The sequence below is a fragment of the Rhodopila sp. genome (assembly GCF_965277825.1).
Classification (GTDB): Bacteria; Pseudomonadota; Alphaproteobacteria; order Acetobacterales; family Acetobacteraceae; genus Rhodopila.
This window is the reverse complement of sequence record NZ_OZ255846.1, coordinates 355,055-376,277: the sequence shown is the minus strand read 5'-3', so window position 1 is coordinate 376,277 and position 21,223 is coordinate 355,055. Positions and strand designations below refer to the sequence as shown.

The window sequence follows — 21,223 nt, the reverse complement described above, 5'->3', positions numbered from 1 at the left end:
GGCCACGACCAACCAAGCCTGCCCCGCCACCCGCCACCGATCATGCCTGGAGGATCCAATGCGTTCACGCGACTCCATCAACGCGCCCGAGGCACTGGTGCTCACCATGGTCCTGGTTTCCGCCGCCGACGGCGGCATGACAGACCGCGAAATCGGCATCATGTCCGGTCTGGTGCAGACGCTGCCCGCGTTCCAGGACTTCACCAGCGAAGAGCTCGCCGACGTGACCGAACGCGCCGCAAGCCTGCTGCACGAAGACGACGGGCTGGAGCATGCCGGCCGCCTGCTGCGCGCCGCGCTCACCGGCAAGCTGCGTGAAACCGCCTACGCCCTGGGCTGCGAGGTGGTCGCCGGCGGCGACGGCGCCCGCCGCCAGTCGCTCGAGATGCTGGAATTCGTGCGCGGCGAACTCGGTCTCGATAGCCTGATCTCCGCCGCCATCGAACGCGGGGTCCGCGCCCGCTATCAGCGTGTTGACCCAGCCGACTAGGATCGCGCATCAGACAGGCGCGATACGTCGCTTCTCGCTCGAGTATCCGGTTCAGCCGTCGAATCGTGGACGCTCCGCGCCTCACGATTCTGTGCGATCGAATCCAAGTTCGTACCCGCCACCCCAGCGGCGCCGATGAAGCTGCTGGTCGCGACATGCCTGGCCGCCGCGCCGGTCGCATCCCTGGCCATCATGGCGGTGTTCCAGTGGGCCGCCCTATGGCCGGCACTGGCGGCGATCGCGATCAGCGTCCTGCTCGCCGGCGCCTTCGCCATGGTCTGGCGACGCGACCTCGACCTGCTGATCGGCCAGCTCCGACGCATCGCCGCCGACGACGCCGGCCCCCTCGCCAGGATCGAAAGCCCGCTGCTGATGGACCGCCTGGGACACGAAATGGAACGCCTGTCCCGCCGCCTCGCGGTCCGTTCGGCGCTGCAGGAACAGCACCGCCGCGCCGACACCCTGATTCTCGAACGGTTGCCCGACCCGGTCATCGTGCTGTCCAGCGATCGCACCGTCCGCCGCGCCAACGCCGCCGCCCGTGCGGCGCTCGACGACGACCTGCCCGCCGTGCTGCGCCATCCCGGCATACGCGGCGCGATCGACCGCGCACTCGCGACCAGCCAGTCGCAAGCCGCCGAAATCCTGCTGCGCGCCCCAGTGCCACGCGACCTCTACGCCACCGTGGTGCCGATGGACCCGCCGCTGGCCGACGGCGGCCAGGCCCTGGTGGTGTTGTCGGACCGCACCCGAGAACGCGCGGTCGAACAGATGCGCGCCGACTTCATCGCCAATGTCAGCCATGAGCTGCGCACCCCCCTGGCCTCCTTGATCGGCTTCGTCGAAACCCTGCGCGGACCAGCCGCCGACGATCCGCCCGCCCAGCAGCGCTTCCTGGCGATCATGGCCGAGCAGGGCGCCAGGATGAACCGCCTGATCGACGATCTGCTCAGCCTGTCGCGCATCGAGCTGACAGAGCATCAGGTCCCATCCGATCCGCTCGACCTCGCCGAACTGATCCACCGCATGGCCGCCGGATTCGAGCCGCGGCTCAGCAGCCGTAACGTCAAGCTCACGCTGCGCATCGACGACGATCTGCCGGTCGTCGCCGGCGATGCCGACCAGATCGCCCAGGTGCTGCAGAACTTGCTCGACAACGGTCTGAAATACGGCCGCGACGACGGTGTGCTGAGCCTCGATGTCGGCCTGGCGAGGGCCGCCAACCGCTGGCCTAGCCGCCCCGGCATCGTCATCGCGGTCACCGATCAGGGCGCCGGCATCCCCAAGCAGCACCTGCCCCGGCTGACCGAACGGTTCTACCGCGCGGACAAGGGACGCTCCCGCGCAGTCGGTGGCACCGGCCTCGGCCTGGCGATCGTCAAGCACATCGTCAACCGCCACCGCGGCCAGTTGCTGATCGAGAGCGAGGAAGCCCAAGGCACCACCGTCAGCGTCTGGCTACCGGTAACCAACGCCACCACCCGCCTCGCCGAGGCCGACTGACGCCACCGCGTTTTCCAAGAGGTCCCATGCCAGCCGCCGATCGCCTCGCCTTGCTCCTCCTGCTGACCCTCCCAGCCGCAACGGCACAGGCCGAGACTACGGTCGCGCCAACCGACGCCCTCAAGGTCGACCTGCCGCAAGTCCTGTCGCTCGCCTCGCTCGGCATGCTGACGGTGCAACCGGCTTCGGTATCGATTACCCGCGACGGGTCAACCTACCAGGTGCGGCTGCCGCTGTCCGGCCTCTCCGCCCCACCCGACGCCGCCGTCACCGCCGTCGCCCGCCCGCTGCGACAGGGCGGCTTCGAGGTCTCATCGATGACCTTTCCGCCAAACGGCACGCTGCTGACCACCCCGGCCAACGGCACGCCCAGCCGGATCGCCTTCACCATCGGTAGCCAGGCCGCCGCCGCCAGGCTGGGTCCGACACCGACCGCCGAGACCTCCTACACCGCCGCCTTCGGCACCATCCAGACACACACTGAACGGCCCGATCAGCGCATCGACCAGACCATCGACCAGACCATCGACCGGTTCGCCAGCAACGGAACCGTCGTCACCGCACCCGACCGCCGGATCAGCTTCAGCACGCAAAACCAGGCGACCGGTCTCCATCTGCTCGGCCATGCCGCCAACGGCGGGTCGTCCGATACCGCTATCCAGGCCATCGCCGGCCATGTCTCGATCGACGGGCTCGACCAGGCGCAGGGCACCCGCCTGCTGGCGGCAGTCCGCGCCTTCATCGCCAGCCCCCCAGCGCGTCCACACCCCGCAGCGCCCACCTCCCGGACGCCCACATCCCCAGCGCCCAACTCCCCAGCGCCCAACTCCCCATTACAGCGCCAGCAACTTCGCGCCGTCATCGATGCCACCCCCGGCCTGCTGAACCGGATCGAGGCGGACCAGACCATCCAGCATATCCGCTTCCGCTTCGCCACCCCGAACCGAACCAGCGCCGGCAGCGTCGACGATGTTCGCTTCCACCTCGCCGGCGACACCGTCCGAGATCGCCTCGATGCCCGGCTCGCCATCGCGGCCGACGGCATCGCCATTCCCACCGTCCCGGCCCAGACCGCCGACCTGGTGCCGCGCCACATCGACCTCAAGACGCTGTTGACCGGCGTCCCCACCGCCCCGCTGATCGCCCTGCTGCGAGCCGTCGCCGACGGCCAAACCGACCCCGCTCTGCTGCAAGCCCAGGCCACCGCCCTGCTCGCCGAACCGGGCGCCCGCATCGCCATCGAGGCACTGTCCTTCGACGCCGGCCCCCTCGCGCTCACCGGTTCGGCCAACCTGCGCCCACCCGCCACCGCCGGGCTGGCCGGCACCATCCACATCGCCGCACGCGGCCTCGACGCCTTGCTCACCCGCATCCAGCGCCAACCCAGCGTGCAACAGGCGCTGCCGATCATCTTCCTCGCCAAGGCCCTGGCCCGTCCGCAGGGCGACAGCCTGGTCTGGGACATCAGCTTTGGAGACGGCCCACTGACCGTGAACGGCACGCCTCTTGGTCAGCCCACCGGCAAATAACGGCTCTAGCTGGTTGGCCGACGACTCGAGATTTTGCGCCATGTCCGGCTTCGCGCGACCTGGCCGCAAACCTGACCCAACTACAACTGCCGGGTTTCCACCGGCGCATTCAACCAGTTGTCGTGCAGCCCATCCATGAAGGTCAACGGCGCGGAAACCAGATCCTCGACCGGCAGGTCGTCGAGTGCGGCGAGATGAACCGAGACATAAGGATTGCCGCCCATCTGCTCGATCTTGCCATGGCCATGCGTCGCGATGCCGCATTTGCTACAAAAGTGGTGGTGTGCTTCGCCCCATTCCCCGGACTTGGAATAATCACTGAGCACATCCTCGCCGGTCAGCAGGCGGAAATCGGCCGGCGCCAACTGGCCAGCGTTCCACATCCGCTGCTTCCAGCACATGGTACAATTGCACTTGCCGGTTCCCTGATCGAGGTCGATGTCGGCCTCGAAGGTGACAGCGCGACAATGGCAACTGCCGCGGTAGGTTGTCTTCATCTCGATCTCCGTCTGTCTGGCCCCCGACGCACCTCGAACTTTGGCGTCTTCGTGCTGCATAACTACAGATGTCGGCTGTCGCCCTCAACCGAGGCCCTGTTCCACGCCGCAACCCACACGATAGATCACCACATCCCGGTACGTGCTGTCCTCCAGTTCCAGGCTGGTCTCGATCCGGTAGCCCGCCAGCGTCCGCAGCCCCACCGCGGGCAGGTAGGCGCGACCCGGATCGGCGATCCAAACCTCGGCGACCGCAGCCATCGACCTCAGCCACGGCATGATCCGCCCGGTCATCGGCGCCTCGTAGCAGATATCGCCGCACACGATCAGGTCCCAGCGGCACGCCATCCCCACCACGTCGCCCGACCGAGCCACATCGACGCCATTCGCCGCCGCGTTCATCCCCACCGCCACCAGAGCCAGCGCATCGATCTCCGCCGCCTCCACCGCCGCCGCCCCGGCCAGCGCCCCGGCGATCGCCGCGATCCCGCCGCCGGCCGCGAAGTCCAGCACCCGCTTGCCGGCCACCAGCTCCGGATGGTCCAGCATATGCCGCGCCAATGCCCGCCCGCCCGGCCAGGCAAACGCCCAGAACGGCGGTGCCACATTATTCTCGGTCAACCACGCCTCGGTCGCCTGCCAGATCGGCGTGATCTCGGTCGCCAGATGCAGCCTGATCTCCGGCACCTGACAAACCGGCGTCAGGATCGTGTTGGCCCGGATCAGCGCCTCGGGATCGTTCAAATCCAGCCCGCCAGGATCGCCAGGCCAACCGCCAGCCCCACCTCCCGGTTGGCTCGAAACAGCCGCAGGCATCCGGCCGGGTCGTCGATGTCCAGCGCCGCCACCTGGCGCGCCAGCAACACCGCCGGCAGCACCAGCGCCGGATAGAACCACCCGCCCAGCCCGGCGGCCCAGCCAGCCAGCGCCAGCACCGCGATGCACCCCGCGTAGCACGCCGCCAGGAACGGCCGGGTCCGCTCGCCGAACAGCCGAGCGGTCGAACCGATGCCCACCAGGGCGTCATCCTCGCGGTCCTGATGCGCATAAATCGTGTCGAACCCCAGGTCCCACAGGATCGCCGCCCCATAAAGCGCCGCCCAGGCGAAATCCAGCCGCCCCGCCGCCGCCGCATAGCCCAGCGGCGCGCCGAACCCAAAGGTGAACCCCATCACCAGTTGCGGCCACCAGGTCACCCGCTTGGCCAACGGATACAGCGCCACCAGCAGCAGCGACGCCACCCCAAGACCCTGCGCCAGTCGGTTCAGTTGCAGCAGCACCACCAGCCCCACCCCCAGCAGCACGCCCAGGAACACCAGCGCGGCAAGCGGCCTCAGCGTGCCGGAGGCTAGCGGACGCCCGGCGGTGCGTGCCACCTTGCGATCGATATCGCGATCCCATAGATCGTTGACCACGCAACCGGCGGCGCGCATCACCAGGCTGCCGACGCCGAACAGAGCAATCAGCCGAACCGTCTGGCCGACCGGGGCTCGGACCAGCAGGATCCCCCACAACCCCGGCAGGAACAGCAACCAGGTGCCGATCGGCCGGTCCAGCCGGGCAACAAGAAGATACGGCAGCCATGCGCGCGGCAACCGCGCGATCCAGCCGGTGGCGACGATGTCGGTGTGCGTCATAACGGGGTTTGTTCGCGGTTCCATGCTTGCACTAACTGAGCTTGCACCAACTGGGCTTGCACCGACTGGGCTTGCACCAACTGGTCATACAGCAAAGTCATGATCCGCCTGTATGTCGAGGCGGAACTGGCCGACGGTGCCTCGATCCAGGCCAGCGAGGCCCAGGCGCACTACCTCGGCGCCGTCATGCGCCAGGCGATCGGCAACCCGATCCGCCTGTTCAACGGCCGCGACGGGGAATGGACCGGCCGGATCGCCGAATTGACCCGAGGCAAGGCCACCTTCGCGGTCGAAGCCAGGCTCCGGCCGCAATCCGCCGACGCCGACCTCTGGCTGATGTTCGCCATCCTCAAACGCGACACCACCGACCTGCTGGTGCAGAAGGCTACCGAACTCGGCGTCGCGTCCCTGCTGCCGGTGTTCACCGAACGCACCAACGCCGGGCGGGTCAATCTCGACCGCCTGCGCGCGATCGCCATCGAGGCCGCCGAACAAAGCGAACGTCTCACCGTCCCCGACCTCCGACCGGCGCGCCAACTGCACCACAGCCTCGCCGGCTGGCCGCCCGAACGCACCCTGTTCGTCGCGTTGGAGCGTGCCAACGCCCAACCCCTAGGCCCGGCCGCCCATCCAGCCGGCCTGCTGATCGGCCCCGAGGGCGGCTTCGGACCGCGCGACCATGGCGCACTCGACCGCTGCCGCTTCGTCCGCCCGGTTTCCCTCGGGCCACGCATCCTGCGCGCCGAGACCGCGGCGATCGTCGGCCTCGCCTTGTTGCAAGCAGCGCGGGGGGAATAGTACGGTGAACTCCGACACAGGCGTGCTCCGTTCCGGTTCTCGGCCCTTGGCTTGCGACCAGACTACCCAGCGCACCCCGCCGCCAGACCGGCGGTATAACCAAATTGCCGTGGGAACCCCATGTCCAATCCCGGTGACACCGACGACACGCCGCTTACCTCGATCCGGCAAATGGCGGAGTATTTCGAAGCCGGCGCCAAGCCGCCGGCGCAGTTCCGCATCGGCACCGAACATGAAAAGTTCGGCTTCCGCAAAGTCGATTTGGCCGCGCCGCCCTACTTCCCCACCGACCGCCAGCCCGGCAGCATTCGCGACCTGCTCGCCGGCCTGGCCCAAATCGGCGGTGCCCCCATCCTGGACGGCGACAACACCATCGGGCTGAAGCAGGGCGCCGCCTCGGTCTCGCTGGAGCCGGCCGGACAGCTCGAACTGTCCGGCGCACCGCTGCACGACCTGCACCAGACCCGCCAGGAGCTCGAAACCCACTTCGACCAGGTCCGCGCCGCCTGCGCCCCCCTCGACATGGGCTTCACTCCGCTCGGTTTTCACCCGCTGGCCCGCCGCGCCGCGATGCCGTGGATGCCGAAAGGCCGCTACGCCATCATGCAGCGCTACATGCCGCTGGTCGGCGCCATGGGTCTCGACATGATGACCCGCACCTGCACGGTGCAGGTCAATCTCGACTTCGCCTCGGAGCAGGACATGCGGCGCAAGCTGCGCGTCTCGCTGCTGCTGCAGCCGCTGGCCACCGCGCTGTTCGCCAATTCTCCGTTCACCGAGGGCAAGCCGAACGGCTTCCTGTCCTATCGCGCCCAGGTATGGACCGACACCGACAATCAGCGCGCCGGCATCCCACGGGTCATGTTCGAGGACGGTTTCGGCTTCGAGCGCTACGCGTCCTGGCTGATCGAGCACGTGCCGATGTATTTCGTCTACCGCGACGGCGGCTACATCGATGTCGCCGGACAGTCGTTCGCCGACTTCATCGCCGGACGGGTGCCCGCTCTGGCCGGCGTCACCGCCACCCAGGGCGACTTCGCCGATCACGTCACCACCGCCTTCACCGATGTCCGCCTGAAACGCTTCCTCGAGATGCGCGGCGCCGACGCCGGACGCCCTGACATGATGCTGGCGCAATCGGCGCTCTGGGTCGGCCTGCTCTACGACCCCGCCGCGCTGGCCGCCGCCGAGGCACTGCTGCGCGGCGCATCCTGGCAGGATGCCGTCACCGCCCGAACCGCCGTGCCGCGCCAGGGCCTGGCCGCGCCGTGGCGCGGGGGCACCCTGCGCGACATCGCCGCCGACGTCGTGACGATCGCCCAGGACGGCCTGCGCGCCCGCCACCGGCTCAACGCGGCAGGCGAAGACGAACGCGCCTATCTGCAACCGCTGCAAGTCATCGCCGCCGGCGCGCCGACCCAGGCCGAACACTGGTTGCAGCGCTACAACCAGGCATGGGGCGGCGACGCCGGCCGAATTTTTCAAGAAGCCGCCATCTAGGACGGGCACCACGGCGCCATCCAAAGACAGGCCCGCAAGAAGGCCGCTCAGCCGCGCAGGCCTGCCCAGCCATCACTCGTCACCGGCACCCGTCACCCGAAAATAAAGCTTGCGGCCAAGGAACAACAATCTGCGTTAATCCGCGTGCATCCGCGGTTCAGTACTTTTAAACCACAGCACCCACCCACCGCTCGGAACCGAGCACCGTTGCGTCCACAAAATTTGACCGTAAACAATCGCAGAAAAGGCCGGCTTCAATCGACGTCATACGTCTCCCAACATCGATCGCAAAGAACTCCAAGATCTCCGTCGTGCCGCTTGTCCCGTTCTCCATGCCAAACATCAAGCCCGCGACCCAAGCGGACCGACCGCTCGCCAGGTCACCCGCGCGGTGATCCTTGCCCAGCGCCGGCTAACCCTGCATAAACCGCCGCCAGATGGCTATCACGGACGATATAAGCGGCGTCCTCGCGCCGCCACACCCGGCCGGGCGCCCGTTCATCATGGCGGGACTGATCGCCCTGCTGCTGGGCTTCGCCTTCGGCGCCTGGCTGATCTGGCTGGGCCTCGTCTTCACCCTGTTCTGCCTGTACTTCTTTCGCGACCCGGAGCGCCATCCGCCGCCCAGGGACCACCTGCTCCTCGCCCCCGCCGACGGCCGCGTGGTCGCGGTCAGGCCCGCCGCCCCGCCGCCGGAACTCGGCCTGTCCACCGGCCCGCGCTGGAAAGTGTCGATCTTCCTCTCGGTGCTCAACGTCCACGTCAACCGCGTACCGGCGAGCGGCGTCATCACCCGCATCGCCTACCGCCACGGCGCCTTCCTCAGCGCCGGCCAGGACAAGGCCAGCGAGGCAAACGAGCGCAACGCCTTGGCCATCCGCCTGCCCGACGGGCACGAAATCGCCGTGGTGCAGATCGCCGGCCTGATCGCTCGGCGCATCCTCTGTTCGGTGCGCGAAGGCGACCCGGTGACCGCCGGCGACCGCTTCGGCATCATCCGCTTCGGCAGCCGAACCGATCTATACCTGCCCGAAGGCGTGCGCCCCCTGGTAACCGAGGGCCAAACCATGATCGGCGGTGAAACCGTGATCGCCGAACTGGCCCACGATCGCGCTCGGCACGACGCGTAAACCCCATGAATCGTGCAATAGCCAGGGCGAAATCATGACCGACCGAGCGTCCGTCTCACAGATCCGCCGACTGCGACGCTACCGCCCGCGGCCACGCAAGCGGCCGCGCTACAAGGGCCCGTCGTTCAACCGCATGATCCCCAATCTGCTGACCATGCTGGGCCTGTGCGGCGGCCTGACATCGATGCGCTTCGGACTCGAGGGCAGGTTTGGCGCCGCCGCCGTGGCGATCGTCGTCGCCGGCCTGATCGATGGCCTCGACGGCCGACTGGCCAGGATGCTGAAAACCACGTCGCGCTTCGGCGCCGAGTTCGACAGCCTGTCCGACTTTCTCTGCTTCGGCGTGGCGCCCCCGTTCGTCATCTACCTGTGGTCGCTGCAGCGCGGCCGCGCCTACGGCTACGCCCCGTGCCTGATGTTCGCGGTCTGTATGGCGCTGCGCCTGGCACGCTTCAACGCGTCCCTCGACGGCGCCCCGAAGCCAGCCTACGCCTACAACTTCTTCACCGGCGTCCCGGCCCCGGCCGGCGCCGGCCTGGCGCTGTTCCCACTCTTCCTCGGCCTCGAGGCACAGTCGCTCGGCTTCGATTGGCTGCTGCAGGCCTCCCAGTTTCCCCTGCTCTGCGCCGCCGTGCTGATCGGCACCTCGCTGCTGCTGGTGTCCACCCTGCCGATCTGGAGCTTCAAGAACTTCAAGGTCCCGTCGGAGTACGTCCTGCCGCTGCTGCTGGGAACCGGCGCCTACGCCGCGGTCGCCATTGCCGACCCATGGGCCGCGTTGGCCGCGGCCGGGCTGATCTATGTCGGGATGCTGCCGTTCAGCGTGCGCAGCTTCCGCCGGCTGCGGCGCGAAGCCGAGGCGCCCCGCGAAGACCCCGACGTCGAACACCGCGAAAGCGCCTGACCCGCAATGGCGGCCCGCGCAGCCCGCGAATAAAGCGACCACCAGTTCTACTTGCGGCGCAACCGCCGAGCGTTTGCACGCGACCGGACCAAGTACGGCGCCACCATCGCGGCCTGCCCCCGCCCGGTCATCATCGCCAGGGTCGAGGCCTGCATCGCCGCCGCCTTTTCCATGACCATCCGCTGATACTCGGCCGCGCTGCAAGTCCCCTGCGCCATCATCAGCCCGCGGCGGAACATGGTCTCCCACGACGCCAGCGTCATTTCAGTCATCATAGCGGGAAGGCTGCTGCTGCGGCGCTTGGTCATGCAGCCTACATTGGGCTTGCTCGACCGCAACGCCAGACACAGCTTCGGCACACCAGGAAACTGTCCGTTGCTTCCCATTGCCAAAGCGCAATACCCCCTGGACCCAACACCGCCGCCACCGTCCGCCAATTGTCCAACCCACCCAGGATTCGCTATCCATCGCTGCATGTCCGAAACGCCCCCCGACCGCATCCCGTCCACTCCGACCACGCCCAGCCCGGCCACACCTAGCCCGACCACGCTCACCCCGACCACGCCCACCCCGACCACGCCCACCCCGACCACGCCCACCCCGGCCACACCCACCCTGACCACGCCCAACCCGACCACGCCCACCGTGACCACGCCCACCGTGACCACGCCCACCCCGGCCACGCCCACCGTGACCACGCTCACCCCGGCCACGCCCAACCCGACCAGACCAGACCCGACCCCGCCCGATCCAACCACCCTCGACCTGTTCGCCGGCTTCTTCATCGTCGGCATCTGCGGCTTCGGCGGCGTCCTGCCCTGGGCCCGGCGGATGATCGTCGACCAGCGCAAATGGCTCACCGCCGCCGAGTTCACCGACATGCTCGGGCTGTGCCAATTCCTGCCCGGCGGCAACATCATGAACCTGACGATCGCGCTCGGATCGCGCTTCCACGGCCTGCGCGGAGCCATCGCCTGCCTGCTCGGACTGATGACCGCGCCGGTGGCCATCGTCATCATGCTGGGCGCGATCTATGACCAGTACGCCGCCTACCCGCCAGTGCGCCGCGCGTTCGTCGCGCTGTCGGCCGCCGCCGCAGCGTACCTGCTGGCCAGCGCATGGAAAATCGCCGCGCCGCTGCGCGGCAGGCCAATGGCGATCGGCGTCGCCGCCCGCAGCTTCGTGGTGATCGCCGTGCTGCGCCTGCCGCTGCTGGCCGCCATGCCAGTACTGGCGATCGGCTCCACCCTGCTGCAATGGCGCTTCCCCCGATGACCAGGCTGACCGAACTCGCCGCCGTCTACGCGCAGTTCTCGCTGCTCGCCTTCGGCGGCGCCAACGCCGTGCTGCCCGAGATGCAGCGCCAGGTCGTCGACGTCCACCATTGGATGACAGCGCGCGATTTCGCCGCGCTGTTCGCCCTCGCCCAGGCAGCACCCGGGCCGAACATGATGGTGGTCAGCCTGATCGGCTGGCGAGTCGCCGGCCTCTCGGGCGCATTGGTCACGACAGTATCGGTGCTCACCCCGTCCTCGTTATTGACCCTGATCGTCAGCGGCGTGTGGTATCGCTTCAAGGACGCTCCCTGGCGCAAAGCCCTGCAGGCCGGCCTGCAGCCGGTCAGCATCGGGCTGATCATGGCCAGCGCGGCACTGTTGATCGAAGCCACCGCGGTGGATGCCGCCGCCGCCGTCGTCACCGTGCTGACAGCGGCGCTGTTCCTCTGCACCAAGCTCCACCCGATGCTGATCCTCGGTGGCGCCGCGATCGCCGGAGCCATCGGTCTCGTCGGCTGACCGATCGTTCCCCGCCCATCAGCGCCCGCCACATTGCGGCTGACGCGACGCCCGCGCTACGCTGCGAAAGCGAACCGGGCAGGAACAACAGCATCCCTGCGCGACGCCATACCGGCCACGCCATCAGCCCCAGCCACACCATCAGCCCCGGTCAACCCACCGCCATCTTGAAACTGAACCGCGTCTCCTGCACCGACGACGTCACCGTCAGCGTGCCGCCATGTGCGCGGGCGATTTCCCACGCGATGAACAGGCCCAGGCCAAGCCCAGGCTGATCCGGGCGCACCGCCCCGCGAGCGAACGGCTGGAACATCCGCTCCAGCACCGCCGGCGGGATCATTTCTCCACCGTTGCAGACCGCCAGCTCGAACGCCTTGTCATCGCAAACCGCCTCGACCCGCACCGGCTGGTCCGCAGCGCCATGCGCCAGCGCGTTGCCCAGCAGGTTGGACAGCAGTTGCGAGATCCGCACCGAATCACACAGCACCGGGCCGCCCAGCGCGATGGATGCCTCGATCCGGCGCTCCGGCACACTCGACTGCAACTCCGCGATCACGTGCCGCAGCACCGGCTCCAGCGCCTCGGCGGAGGTGCGGTCCAGGGTCAGGCCGCTGCCCAGCCGGCCGCGGGCGAAATCCATCACATCGTCGATCAGGCGCGACATCCGGTTGGCGCTGGCGCGAATGATCGCCACCATCCGAGACCCCTTCTCGGTCAGCGGCGTCCGCGCCAGCAACTCTGCCCCGGCACTGATCGCCGCCAGCGGGTTGCGCAGATCATGCCCCAGCACCGCGATGAACTGCTCGCGCAACAGCGACGTTTTTTGCTCGTCCAGCAGCCGATCCTGGCTGACCGCGGCCTGCTCCAGCACATTGAGGTGAAACGCGATCAGTTCGGCGAACATCTTGAACATGCCGATCACCTCGGGCGTCCGCAGCCGCGCCGGCTGCGCGTCGGCGCCACACAGCGTGCCGAAGAACCGCCCGTCCGGCAGCACGATCGGCACCGAGATGCAGCTTTGGAAGCCATACTGCGCAGGCGTCGGATGGTCGCGATAACGCGGGTCTACGGCGACGTTGTCGACAATGACCGCTTCCCCGCTGGCACGCACCGCATGACAGATCGTGGTTTCAACCGGAAGCTCACCGCCCGGCTGCAGTCCGGCGAATTCACCGCGCACGCCACAAGCGACCCAGCGATCCTCGGTGACGTGGGCCACGGCGGCAAAGCCGATGCCGGTGGTCCGGCACACCACCTCCAGGATCGTCGGGACCGCCTTGATTTCGCTGACGGCCGCAATATCGGCTCGCAAATCGTTCACGCTCTCACTTCGGCCAAGGACATCCATGCATCCAATCAAACAACTCCATCCGCCAGACACCCACCAACCCGGCGACCCACCGGCACGACCGGACATCCCTTCTATTTCGATTCCATCGAATTGACCATTGCTAATCCGCCCTTCACTAGGGCGATTGCATTTGCCTCAAACGCCAGATGCGGGAACCACGGATGCGGAAAGGATATGCAACGCCTTGGAAGCAAGTTTTCAGCATAACTCCTGATCGGCGTGCCTCGGCGTGCATCTACGGTTCTAAACCGCTTCTCGTGGTCACGCCGCGTCCGGCGCTTCTCCCGGTCATCGCATCCGGCGAATGGCGCCGACAGAAATCCAAATGCGATGACCCCGCGCCATCCACCGCTCAGCCGCGCGCAACCACCCCGGCAAGCGCGTTCCACGCCCCGACGAGTTGACCGAACCGACCGATCCGATAGCCTCCGGCTTCCATCGCATCGGAGGCAACCGTTGACCGACCGCTTCGAGCCCCCACAGCCGCTCACCGGATCCGGCTTCGGCGCCCGCCTGCAACTGGCCGGCGCTCCGGCGCAGCAGCCTATCGCGGAACGCCACGCCGCGCGGCGCGTCGTCGAAGCCGCCGAACGCGACCCGAAATTGCTGCCCGCCGCGCTGGCCGACGCCGGCGGCCTGCTGCTGCTGCCGGGCCTGCAGGCGATGGCCGACCTACCCGAACTGCTGGTCCGCCTCAGCCGCGTCTTCGGTGCCGAGGTCGAGGACTACCGCCACAACCTGACCGCGCCGAACATGGTGCACCCATCCGTGCCCGAGATCTTCATCGTCTCCAACGTCGCCCCGGTCAGCCGCATGCCGCCGCGCCAGCCGGAGCCGCCGCTGACCCAGGATGGCAAGCTACCCACCCGCTTCCCGCACCGCCGCGGCTGGCACACCGACCAGAGCTATCGCCGCCCGCCGCCCGACATCTCCCTTTTCCTCGCGGTGACGCCGATCCGCCGCGACCAGGGCCAGACGCTGTTCGCCGACGCCACCGCCGCCTACGCCGCGCTGCCGCCCGAAATGCAGGCCCGCCTGAACGGCCTCGACGGCATCCATGTGCAGAACGGCGCCGGGCGCAACCGCGATGCCGTGCTGTCCGGCGCCAGCCCGCGCGAGCTGGCGCCGCACGAGCGCCCGCAACGCCAGCCGCTCGTGCGCATCCACCCGGTCACCGGCCGCCCCGCGCTCTATCTGTGCGAGGCCGGCCAGATGGACTGGCTCGACGGCCCCATCGCCGGCATGCAGCCCGGCCCCGACGGCGACGGCGGCGCACTGCTGTTCGAGCTGATGTCCCACCTCACCCGCCCCGAGTTCGTCTACGTCCACGAATGGACCCGAGGCGATCTGGTGGTCTGGGACAATCGCTGCCTGGTGCACGCCGCCACCTGGTTCGACGCCGAAACTGAATCCCGCGTGATGTGGCGCACCACCGTCAGCGGCAATCCCGGCCCGGCCTACGCCGGCGAGAACAAAAGCTGGATTCCCGCCTGACCGCCCCGTCGAGCGCAAAGCCGCCCCGCCCTCAACCGCCCCGCGCTAAGCCGCCCCGCGCTCAACAGCCCCGCGCTCAACAGCCCCGCGCTCAACAGCCCCGCGCTCAACAGCCCCGCGCTCAACAACCCCGCGCTCAACAGCCCCGCGCTCAACAGCCCCGCGCTCAACAGCCCCGCGCTCAACAGCCCCGCGCTCAACAGCCCCGCTCTAAGCCGCCCTGGGCTAAATCGCCCCGCAGTCAACCGCCCCGCGCTAAATCGCCCCGCACTCGACAGCCCCGCGCTAAACCGCCCCAGCCCTAAACCGCGATATGCTCCAGGATCGCCCGCCGCTGGTCGATCCCCCACACCGCGATCATCACCGCCGGGATCAACGCCCCGGGGATCATCACATAGGCAAACCAGCCGGCATGGCCGAACGCCGCGGTCGCCGAGAACAGCCAGCCCGCCACGACCGGCCCGAACACCGCGCCCAGGTGACCGACACCATCGGTCAGGCCGGTCCCGGTCGCCCGCAGCCGGGTCGGATAGCTGGCGGCGGTATAGTTGTACATGCTGAACAGCCAGACCTCGGTCGCCCCCCAAGACAGCGTCACCAGCACATACGAAGCCAGCACCGTATGCACGAAATACAGCAGTGACAGCATAATGACGGTGATAAGCGCGCTGACCAGGATGATCATCCGTCGTTCCACCGCCTCCCCCAGCATCGCGCAGATCGCCAGCCCGCCGCCGCCACCCAGCGTCGACGACACCAGGATCACCCCGAACGCCTGGTCGGCGGTCAGCCCGAAACCACGCAGCAACAGCGTCTCGTAACCGCCGAAACCATAGATCATGCCACTATAGCCCAGGATCCACGCCACCAGCAGCAACACCGTGCGTCGCCCATACTCGCCGCGGAACAGCTCCCGCACCGGCACGTGCTTGCGCACATCGACGCTGTATTTCGCATATTGCGGCTCCGGCAGGCTGCTCAGCCCGCTGCGGCGCAGGCATTCCGCCTCCAGCGCCGCGGTCACCCGTTCGGCCTGCTCGTGGCGGCCATGCGCCTCCAGCCAACGCGGCGATTCCGGGATCACCCAGGCCAGCGGCACCAGCACCACCAGCGAGACCACGCAGTAGAAATTGATGAACAGCTCGTAGTGGTTCGGTATCCAAAGAATCGCCGGTATGTTGCCCAGCAGGCCGTACACCGCCACCGCCAGGACCTGAGACCCCAGCATCACCCGCCCGCGCTCCTTCGGCGGAATGATCTCGCCCATATAGACCACGTTGACCGAAAGCACGCCCCCCAGGCCGATGGCGGACAGGCCAAAGAACACCATCAGCAGGGCAAAGTTGTTGGTCAACGCCGTCGGCCACATCAGCAGCGCGATCGCCAGCGTCGAGATCAGCAGCGCCACCCGCCGCCCCCAGCGGTCCGCCACCAGCCCGATCAGATACTCGCCGACCAGGATGCCGACACCGAACTGCATCGCCAGCAGAAATGAGAATGCAGTCATCCCGAACGCGTGCTGCGGCAGCCAGACATACGGATAGACCTTCGCCGGAATACCGTCCGCGGCGATGATCACCCCCCAGAACAACTGGCTGATCAGCGCCAGCCGCCATTGCGCCCAGGTCAGCGGCAGGCGATCGATGCGCGCGGCAATCCGGCCGGCTCCAACTGGTTCGGCTGTGGCGTCCATCGGCGGGACCTCGTTCGGGTTGGTTTCCTCCCGCCCTGAACCAGGCGGCGAACCAAACTCTGCCGTGTCCGCCCGCCAGCCGCAAGCCGATCAAGCCTCGTTCACGCCGCCGCCGTGCAGCACCGTCGACGCTTCACCCGCGACCTCATTCGCCCGCCCGCGCCGTGTTCATGCCCACCTACCCGGTCAGCGTTCGTCTCCAACACCGCGTTCGTCGCCAACGCGTTGGTGCCCCTAGCGCAGCGCTCCTATCCCACCAGCTCAGCGCCTTCCACCCCGACAGGGTCAGCCGAAGTCCACACTCAGCGGCACATCCGATGTGAAGCCCCGCTTCGTCGCAGCGGCCGGAGTCAAGCCTCGCGCGACCGCCGGAGGCGGCTCGGGCTTGACGCCGGCCCCCGCGACGCAAGCACAATCAGCAACCGGATGGGACAACGACACCTAACGCAACGGTTCGTGCGCCGTCTCCCGCAACCCCGCGATCACCCAGAAACTGATCGCCGCCGCCGCCATCACATACGCCGTCGGCGCCATCTTCGATCCCGTCACATCGATCAGCCATTGCGAGATGAACGGCGCGAACCCACCAAAAATCGCCACCGCCAGCGCATACGAAGACGACATCCAGGTCGACCGGCCACGGGTCGGAAACATCTCCGCGATCGCCGCCGGCCCAGGCCCGGAGAACAACGAAATCGCCAGCGCAAACACGATCTGCACCCACACCACCGAGGCAAACCCATAGCCTCGGGTCAACACATAGAACGCCGGAATCGGCAGCACGAAACACAGCGCGCACGACGACAGCAGCAGGACCTTCCGGCCGATCCGATCCGACAACGCACCCATCAGCGGCACCAGCACCATCAGCGCCAACAGGCTGGCGGTGGATGCCCACAACGCCTGCGCTGCGCTCAGGTGCAACTGCGTCCGGGTGTAGGTCGGCATATAGGTCAGGAACACATAGAAACTCACCGTCCACAGTATGGTGAACCCGAACGCCTGGGCCGCGTGCCGGAACGTCGAGGCCTCCGCCGTATCCCCCTCGGCCAGCACTTCGCGGAACGGCGGCGTCTCGTCCACCGAACGACGCAGCCACAGCCCGATCGGTCCGAACAGGCCGCCCAGCAGGAACGGGATCCGCCAGCCCCAGTCGTTGATCGCCTGCGACCCGATCCAGGAGGTCAGCAGCGCCGCCAGCCCCACCCCCAGCAGGCTGCCACCCGCCACCGACATCTGCTGCAGGCTGGTATACAGCCCGCGCCGCCCCTCGACCGACCATTCCGCCATGAACGCCGTCGCCCCGCCCCACTCGCCGCCGGTGGAGAACCCCTGCAGCAGCCGCGCCAGCAACAACCCGACCGGCGCCAGCACCCCGATGGCGGAATAGGTCGGCAACAGACCGATCATCACGGTGCCCACCGCCATCATCAGGATGGTCAGCACCAGCGCCGGCTTGCGGCCAACCCGATCCCCCATGCGGCCGATCACGATCCCGCCCAGCGGGCGAAACACCAGCCCGACACCAAAGATCAGAAAGGTGTTCAGCAACGACGTCCGAGGATCGTCGCGCGGAAAGAAATTCAGCGCCAGCGACCCGGCGAGAAAGCCGAACACGCCGAAATCATACCACTCCATGACGTTGCCGATGGTCGCCGCCCCGATCGCCCTGCGGCTCTGCTCCACGCTCGGCCGAACCGCCGCCAAACCCGCCATCGCCCACCCCTCCCGTTCCGCCATCGCAGCACGCAGCCGGCGCCCCCGGAAGCAGGTGCAAGATCATTGCCATCCAACCCGCCCGCGACGACCGACACCAGCAGCGGCAACCCGAGCGACACGCGACTATTCCGCGATCACCGTCTCGGCTGAAACGATGAAGTCGCAGCCGTGGAGGTCCAGGAACTTCGCCTCGTCGGGCCTGATCTTCGCCATGTAATCGGCGTCACTGAAGCAACCGACGAGCGCGTCGACATCGTCGAACCAGAGTTCAGTGATGCCGTCATATTTGACCGGCGGCAGCCCGGGTAACTCGACAGGCATCGCGTGTTGCTGGACGTAGCGGCGGACCGTCGCCCTGACGACCGCGATCGACATGAACAAGGGCGCGTGGTGCATCTTGTGATACGCGACGAACTCATCGTGGCTGAGTGACGCTTTGCGTTTCAGCAGAATGGTGAACTTGACCATGGCGGATCTCCTGGCCGGTCAGCCGCACCGGCAACGGTTTTTTGCTACGGGGAAGAAACGGTTGCACAGCTCTGCGCGGCTGCATCGCCACGCGGCGCGATGAGTTCGAACAGCACCGCGACGCCCGCGGCAGCCCTGGATAGGCCCTTCTCCTCGCGCATCCGACCGCCAGCCTGCAGATCGAGCAGGCCGTGAACCGTGGCGAAGACAACGCCCGTCAACGTCGCTGTAGGCATGGTTGCCGGCAGATCGCCGCTTGCTTGAGCCCCCTCGATGAGCTTGGCGAAGGCAGCGAATGACCGCATCGCAGCGGCTTCGAGTTCGCCGCCAGGCGATGCGATGCCCGGATCGCTGAACAGCAGGCGGTAGCGGGCCGGGTAGGTCTCGCCATAGACCACGAAGGCGTCAAGCGCGTCCTTCACCTTCGCGAGTGGCTGAAGCCGTGTCCCCTCAGTCGCCGTGAATGCGTCGGTCAGCATCGTGAAGTCGCGTTCGGCTACCGCCGCAAGCAACGCGGCGCGGTCGGCGAAATGTCGGTACGGCGTATTGTGTGACACCCCCACGGCCTGGGCGACGGCACGAAGCGTGACAGCGGCTTCGCCGCCACTATCCAGCAGCGCTGTCGCCGCTTCGACCAGTCGCTTGCCGGTTGTCAGGGTTTGCTCCGGCATCGCGCTATGCCGCGGCCGCCCTGATCGCGGGGAACATCTTGCGCCGTTCCTCCGGCTGAAGATCGACCAGCGCTTCCGAATCCTGCCACAGCTTGCTGGCCGAAGCTGCTTCGTACGAAGCCTTCGATGAACGCGCCTCGATCAAGCCACCGTTACGAGACTGTATGTATTTTCCGGAAGCGGTGGCGAACCTTGGATCGATCGCCACGTCGGCAAGCGCATCACCCGAGAACGCGACGCTGCCCATCGTGACACCCAGCGTCCTGAACAGCCATTTCGCAAGTCTGGTGCGTAGTATCCGTTGCGCCACCGGCGGTGCCGAACGAATAAGCCCGGTCTCGACCATCAGGCCGGGATCGAAGGCAATCGAGGCGATGTCCGCATCCGCGGCCCTCAGGCGGCGATCCAACTCGTAGGCATACAGGATGGTACACAACTTTGAGCTGACGTAGCGCTTGCCGCCGGAGATCGGCTTCCCGTGCTTCCCTTGATTGGCCAGCGCGATCGCGTCGGGCGCTGCCGCCGCGCCGACCATCTTGCTATCCATCGTGGCGGGATCGTGCGTGCCGCTCGCGGTGAAGACGACCCGCCCGCCGCGCTCGATATCGCCCAGCAGCAGGCAGATCAGCAGATAGTTGCCCAGGCAGTTGGTGGCAAAAGTCTGTTCGTAGCCATCGACGCTGAACGAAACATCACCGAGGAACTGCGCGCCGGCGTTGAGCATCAGCACCCGAAGTGGCGCCACCTTGCCATCCTGGACCATAGCTTGGAATTGCGCCGCGGCGGTGCGGACGGAAGCCAGGGAGGATACATCCAGCAGCACCGCCCAAGCGTTGACGTTATAGTCGCGGGGCAGCTCGCCGACCGAAACCTCTACCTCCGCAAGGTTCCTGCCGCCGAGCACCAGGTCGAAGCCGCCGCTGGCCGCGATGCGCTGGACGCTTCTGAGGCCAAGGCCCTTATGGCCCCCCGTTATGAACACTGTCGGCATGACCGTTACCTGCTATTGTTGACACTGTCAACGTGAGGGCTGTGTTGACATTGTCAACCCTGGCGTCGTCGCCAGGTGAGCGCGCAAGGGTCGCCAGGTGAGCGCGCAAGGGGTCGCTCGATAACCGCGGCAGGGCGGACAAAGCCGGGCTGTCCACCCAGCTTCCCCACTGCCGTGAAACCAGATTGCGGGGCAACAAGTCACCACGGGACGGTGCGGCCAAGATAGTCGAGATATTCCAGACCGGAGGTCCCCTGCTTCACGAGCAGCACGCCTACCAGGTTCGGCACGCTTTCTGCGATGCTCAAGCGTGCCTCCGGGCCGCCCATGTCGGTGCGCACCCAGCCGGGAGCCATCACCACCAGCGCGCGCGATGTTCCGGAGGTCCGTGCCGCGAAGCTTCGCATGAACATGTTCAGCGCCGCCTTGCTGCCCCGATAGACCTCCCGCATGCCGGTCTCGTTGTTGGCAATGCTACCTTGCCCGGATGACATCACGCCGATCATGCCCGTTTGTTTGACGCACTGTTCCAGCCGCTCGACAACCCGCATCGGGCTCAGCGCATTGGTGATCATCACGCGCATGAACTCGTCCGTCGTGACCTCTCCGATCGTTTCCTTTTCATTGTTTGTCGTTCCGGCGTTGACGAACAGCATATCGAACAATCTGCCGGACAGCCGATCGCGCAGCGCCGCGAGCTGGTCCGGCTCACAGATATCGAGCGTCTCGATCTCGACGCGGCCCGCGAACTCCTCCGCCAGTGCGTGCAGCAAGGTTCGGGTCCCGCGCCCGCGGACCGTGCCAACGACATTCCACCCTTGCTTCAGAAACTCGGCAGCCATGGCGTGGCCGAGACCGCGTGACGCTCCGATGATAAGGATTGTGCTGGCGCTATCGCTGGCAGCGGCGGGGGGCATGATGCAATGTCTTTCGGTGGTGCGGGTGACCGCGAATATGACCACGCCGAACGACCGGCGCCAGACGCACCAAATGCAAACATCGGTTGCGCGCGGCGTGCCGCCGTGATTACCCGTATCCGCCCTGCCCGCGAC

At 67.3% G+C, this 21,223-nt stretch carries 21 protein-coding genes; 10 read left to right on the top strand and 11 right to left on the bottom strand.

Annotation, left to right across the window (positions count from 1 at the left end; all coding sequences use genetic code 11):
* Positions 1-58 precede the first annotated feature (58 nt).
* The 3 genes from ACQY4T_RS02325 to ACQY4T_RS02315 all read left to right on the top strand — a co-directional run bounded on the left by ACQY4T_RS02325 (position 59) and on the right by ACQY4T_RS02315 (position 3,522).
* Positions 59-490, top strand: coding sequence for a tellurite resistance TerB family protein (locus tag ACQY4T_RS02325; protein WP_428537083.1), 432 nt, complete (start codon positions 59-61; stop codon positions 488-490).
* A gap of 135 nt (positions 491-625) precedes the next feature.
* Positions 626-1,993, top strand: coding sequence for a sensor histidine kinase (locus ACQY4T_RS02320; protein WP_428537080.1), 1,368 nt, complete (start codon positions 626-628; stop codon positions 1,991-1,993).
* Between the two features lie 26 nt (positions 1,994-2,019).
* Positions 2,020-3,522 carry a DUF2125 domain-containing protein gene (locus ACQY4T_RS02315; RefSeq protein ID WP_428537077.1) on the top strand — a complete coding sequence of 501 codons (1,503 nt, stop codon included), beginning with the start codon at positions 2,020-2,022 and terminating at the stop codon, positions 3,520-3,522.
* Between the two features lie 80 nt (positions 3,523-3,602).
* Here ACQY4T_RS02315 and ACQY4T_RS02310 read toward each other — a convergent pair whose 3' ends face one another.
* The 3 genes from ACQY4T_RS02310 to ubiA form a co-directional block, all read right to left on the bottom strand.
* On the bottom strand, positions 3,603-4,019 hold the full coding sequence (locus tag ACQY4T_RS02310; RefSeq protein ID WP_428537074.1) for a GFA family protein: 417 nt from the start codon (positions 4,017-4,019) through the stop codon (positions 3,603-3,605).
* An 84-nt stretch (positions 4,020-4,103) separates the two neighbouring features.
* Complete coding sequence (locus ACQY4T_RS02305; protein ID WP_428537071.1) at positions 4,104-4,763, bottom strand: class I SAM-dependent methyltransferase; 660 nt, start codon at positions 4,761-4,763, stop codon at positions 4,104-4,106.
* Positions 4,760-5,656: a 4-hydroxybenzoate octaprenyltransferase gene (gene ubiA / locus ACQY4T_RS02300; protein ID WP_428537068.1), complete on the bottom strand. Its 897-nt coding sequence runs from the start codon at positions 5,654-5,656 to the stop codon at positions 4,760-4,762. The genes ACQY4T_RS02305 and ubiA overlap by 4 nt, the downstream gene beginning before the upstream one ends.
* A 99-nt stretch (positions 5,657-5,755) precedes the next feature.
* Between ubiA and ACQY4T_RS02295 the strand changes: the two genes are divergently transcribed.
* The 4 genes from ACQY4T_RS02295 to ACQY4T_RS02280 all read left to right on the top strand — a co-directional run bounded on the left by ACQY4T_RS02295 (position 5,756) and on the right by ACQY4T_RS02280 (position 9,988).
* Positions 5,756-6,454: a 16S rRNA (uracil(1498)-N(3))-methyltransferase gene (locus ACQY4T_RS02295; protein WP_428537065.1), complete on the top strand. Its 699-nt coding sequence runs from the start codon at positions 5,756-5,758 to the stop codon at positions 6,452-6,454.
* 120 nt (positions 6,455-6,574) lie between these two features.
* Positions 6,575-7,954: a glutamate--cysteine ligase gene (locus ACQY4T_RS02290; protein WP_428537062.1), complete on the top strand. Its 1,380-nt coding sequence runs from the start codon at positions 6,575-6,577 to the stop codon at positions 7,952-7,954.
* 437 nt (positions 7,955-8,391) lie between these two features.
* On the top strand, positions 8,392-9,084 hold the full coding sequence (locus tag ACQY4T_RS02285; protein ID WP_428537059.1) for a phosphatidylserine decarboxylase: 693 nt from the start codon (positions 8,392-8,394) through the stop codon (positions 9,082-9,084).
* Between the two features lie 34 nt (positions 9,085-9,118).
* Positions 9,119-9,988 (top strand): CDP-alcohol phosphatidyltransferase family protein, encoded by an 870-nt coding sequence (locus tag ACQY4T_RS02280; protein ID WP_428537056.1) that lies wholly within the window; start codon positions 9,119-9,121, stop codon positions 9,986-9,988.
* 47 nt (positions 9,989-10,035) lie between these two features.
* On the opposite strand, the gene ACQY4T_RS02275 is transcribed toward ACQY4T_RS02280, so the two are convergent.
* On the bottom strand, positions 10,036-10,263 hold the full coding sequence (locus ACQY4T_RS02275; protein WP_428537053.1) for a hypothetical protein: 228 nt from the start codon (positions 10,261-10,263) through the stop codon (positions 10,036-10,038).
* A 199-nt stretch (positions 10,264-10,462) separates the two neighbouring features.
* Here ACQY4T_RS02275 and ACQY4T_RS02270 point away from each other — a divergent pair, with 199 nt between their 5' ends.
* On the top strand, positions 10,463-11,263 hold the full coding sequence (locus ACQY4T_RS02270) for a chromate transporter (RefSeq protein WP_428537050.1): 801 nt from the start codon (positions 10,463-10,465) through the stop codon (positions 11,261-11,263).
* Positions 11,260-11,784, top strand: a complete 525-nt coding sequence (locus tag ACQY4T_RS02265; protein ID WP_428537047.1) for a chromate transporter — start codon at positions 11,260-11,262, stop codon at positions 11,782-11,784. The genes ACQY4T_RS02270 and ACQY4T_RS02265 overlap by 4 nt, the downstream gene beginning before the upstream one ends.
* Before the next feature lie 151 nt (positions 11,785-11,935).
* Here ACQY4T_RS02265 and ACQY4T_RS02260 read toward each other — a convergent pair whose 3' ends face one another.
* Positions 11,936-13,105, bottom strand: coding sequence for a GAF domain-containing sensor histidine kinase (locus tag ACQY4T_RS02260; RefSeq protein ID WP_428537043.1), 1,170 nt, complete (start codon positions 13,103-13,105; stop codon positions 11,936-11,938).
* A gap of 486 nt (positions 13,106-13,591) precedes the next feature.
* Between ACQY4T_RS02260 and ACQY4T_RS02255 the strand changes: the two genes are divergently transcribed.
* Positions 13,592-14,629 (top strand): TauD/TfdA dioxygenase family protein, encoded by a 1,038-nt coding sequence (locus tag ACQY4T_RS02255; protein ID WP_428537041.1) that lies wholly within the window; start codon positions 13,592-13,594, stop codon positions 14,627-14,629.
* A gap of 301 nt (positions 14,630-14,930) precedes the next feature.
* On the opposite strand, the gene ACQY4T_RS02250 is transcribed toward ACQY4T_RS02255, so the two are convergent.
* The 6 genes from ACQY4T_RS02250 to ACQY4T_RS02225 form a co-directional block, all read right to left on the bottom strand.
* Positions 14,931-16,322 (bottom strand): MFS transporter, encoded by a 1,392-nt coding sequence (locus ACQY4T_RS02250; protein ID WP_428537038.1) that lies wholly within the window; start codon positions 16,320-16,322, stop codon positions 14,931-14,933.
* 441 nt (positions 16,323-16,763) lie between these two features.
* Positions 16,764-18,038, bottom strand: a complete 1,275-nt coding sequence (locus tag ACQY4T_RS02245) for an MFS transporter (protein ID WP_428537035.1) — start codon at positions 18,036-18,038, stop codon at positions 16,764-16,766.
* A gap of 126 nt (positions 18,039-18,164) precedes the next feature.
* A complete protein-coding gene (locus tag ACQY4T_RS02240) occupies positions 18,165-18,509 on the bottom strand; it encodes an EthD domain-containing protein (RefSeq protein WP_428537032.1) in 345 nt (114 codons plus the stop codon).
* 44 nt (positions 18,510-18,553) lie between these two features.
* The gene (locus ACQY4T_RS02235) at positions 18,554-19,180 is read right to left on the bottom strand and encodes a TetR/AcrR family transcriptional regulator (RefSeq protein WP_428537029.1); all 627 of its coding nucleotides are present in this window, start codon (positions 19,178-19,180) and stop codon (positions 18,554-18,556) included.
* 4 nt (positions 19,181-19,184) lie between these two features.
* Positions 19,185-20,171, bottom strand: a complete 987-nt coding sequence (locus tag ACQY4T_RS02230; RefSeq protein ID WP_428537026.1) for an SDR family NAD(P)-dependent oxidoreductase — start codon at positions 20,169-20,171, stop codon at positions 19,185-19,187.
* A 200-nt stretch (positions 20,172-20,371) separates the two neighbouring features.
* Positions 20,372-21,088, bottom strand: coding sequence for an SDR family NAD(P)-dependent oxidoreductase (locus tag ACQY4T_RS02225; protein WP_428537023.1), 717 nt, complete (start codon positions 21,086-21,088; stop codon positions 20,372-20,374).
* Between the last annotated feature and the right edge of the window lie 135 nt (positions 21,089-21,223).

Coding starts and splice junctions, on each gene's coding strand:
- ACQY4T_RS02295 (WP_428537065.1), top strand. CDS start 5,756: ATGATCCGCCTGTATGTCGAGGCGGAACTGGCCGACGGTGCCTCGATC.
- ACQY4T_RS02265 (WP_428537047.1), top strand. CDS start 11,260: ATGACCAGGCTGACCGAACTCGCCGCCGTCTACGCGCAGTTCTCGCTG.
- ACQY4T_RS02315 (WP_428537077.1), top strand. CDS start 2,020: ATGCCAGCCGCCGATCGCCTCGCCTTGCTCCTCCTGCTGACCCTCCCA.
- ACQY4T_RS02225 (WP_428537023.1), bottom strand. CDS start 21,088: ATGCCCCCCGCCGCTGCCAGCGATAGCGCCAGCACAATCCTTATCATC.
- ACQY4T_RS02280 (WP_428537056.1), top strand. CDS start 9,119: ATGACCGACCGAGCGTCCGTCTCACAGATCCGCCGACTGCGACGCTAC.
- ACQY4T_RS02325 (WP_428537083.1), top strand. CDS start 59: ATGCGTTCACGCGACTCCATCAACGCGCCCGAGGCACTGGTGCTCACC.
- ACQY4T_RS02290 (WP_428537062.1), top strand. CDS start 6,575: ATGTCCAATCCCGGTGACACCGACGACACGCCGCTTACCTCGATCCGG.
- ACQY4T_RS02270 (WP_428537050.1), top strand. CDS start 10,463: ATGTCCGAAACGCCCCCCGACCGCATCCCGTCCACTCCGACCACGCCC.
- ACQY4T_RS02320 (WP_428537080.1), top strand. CDS start 626: ATGAAGCTGCTGGTCGCGACATGCCTGGCCGCCGCGCCGGTCGCATCC.
- ACQY4T_RS02230 (WP_428537026.1), bottom strand. CDS start 20,171: ATGCCGACAGTGTTCATAACGGGGGGCCATAAGGGCCTTGGCCTCAGA.
- ACQY4T_RS02240 (WP_428537032.1), bottom strand. CDS start 18,509: ATGGTCAAGTTCACCATTCTGCTGAAACGCAAAGCGTCACTCAGCCAC.
- ubiA (WP_428537068.1), bottom strand. CDS start 5,656: ATGACGCACACCGACATCGTCGCCACCGGCTGGATCGCGCGGTTGCCG.
- ACQY4T_RS02235 (WP_428537029.1), bottom strand. CDS start 19,180: ATGCCGGAGCAAACCCTGACAACCGGCAAGCGACTGGTCGAAGCGGCG.
- ACQY4T_RS02275 (WP_428537053.1), bottom strand. CDS start 10,263: ATGATGACTGAAATGACGCTGGCGTCGTGGGAGACCATGTTCCGCCGC.
- ACQY4T_RS02285 (WP_428537059.1), top strand. CDS start 8,392: ATGGCTATCACGGACGATATAAGCGGCGTCCTCGCGCCGCCACACCCG.
- ACQY4T_RS02310 (WP_428537074.1), bottom strand. CDS start 4,019: ATGAAGACAACCTACCGCGGCAGTTGCCATTGTCGCGCTGTCACCTTC.
- ACQY4T_RS02245 (WP_428537035.1), bottom strand. CDS start 18,038: ATGGCGGGTTTGGCGGCGGTTCGGCCGAGCGTGGAGCAGAGCCGCAGG.
- ACQY4T_RS02250 (WP_428537038.1), bottom strand. CDS start 16,322: ATGGACGCCACAGCCGAACCAGTTGGAGCCGGCCGGATTGCCGCGCGC.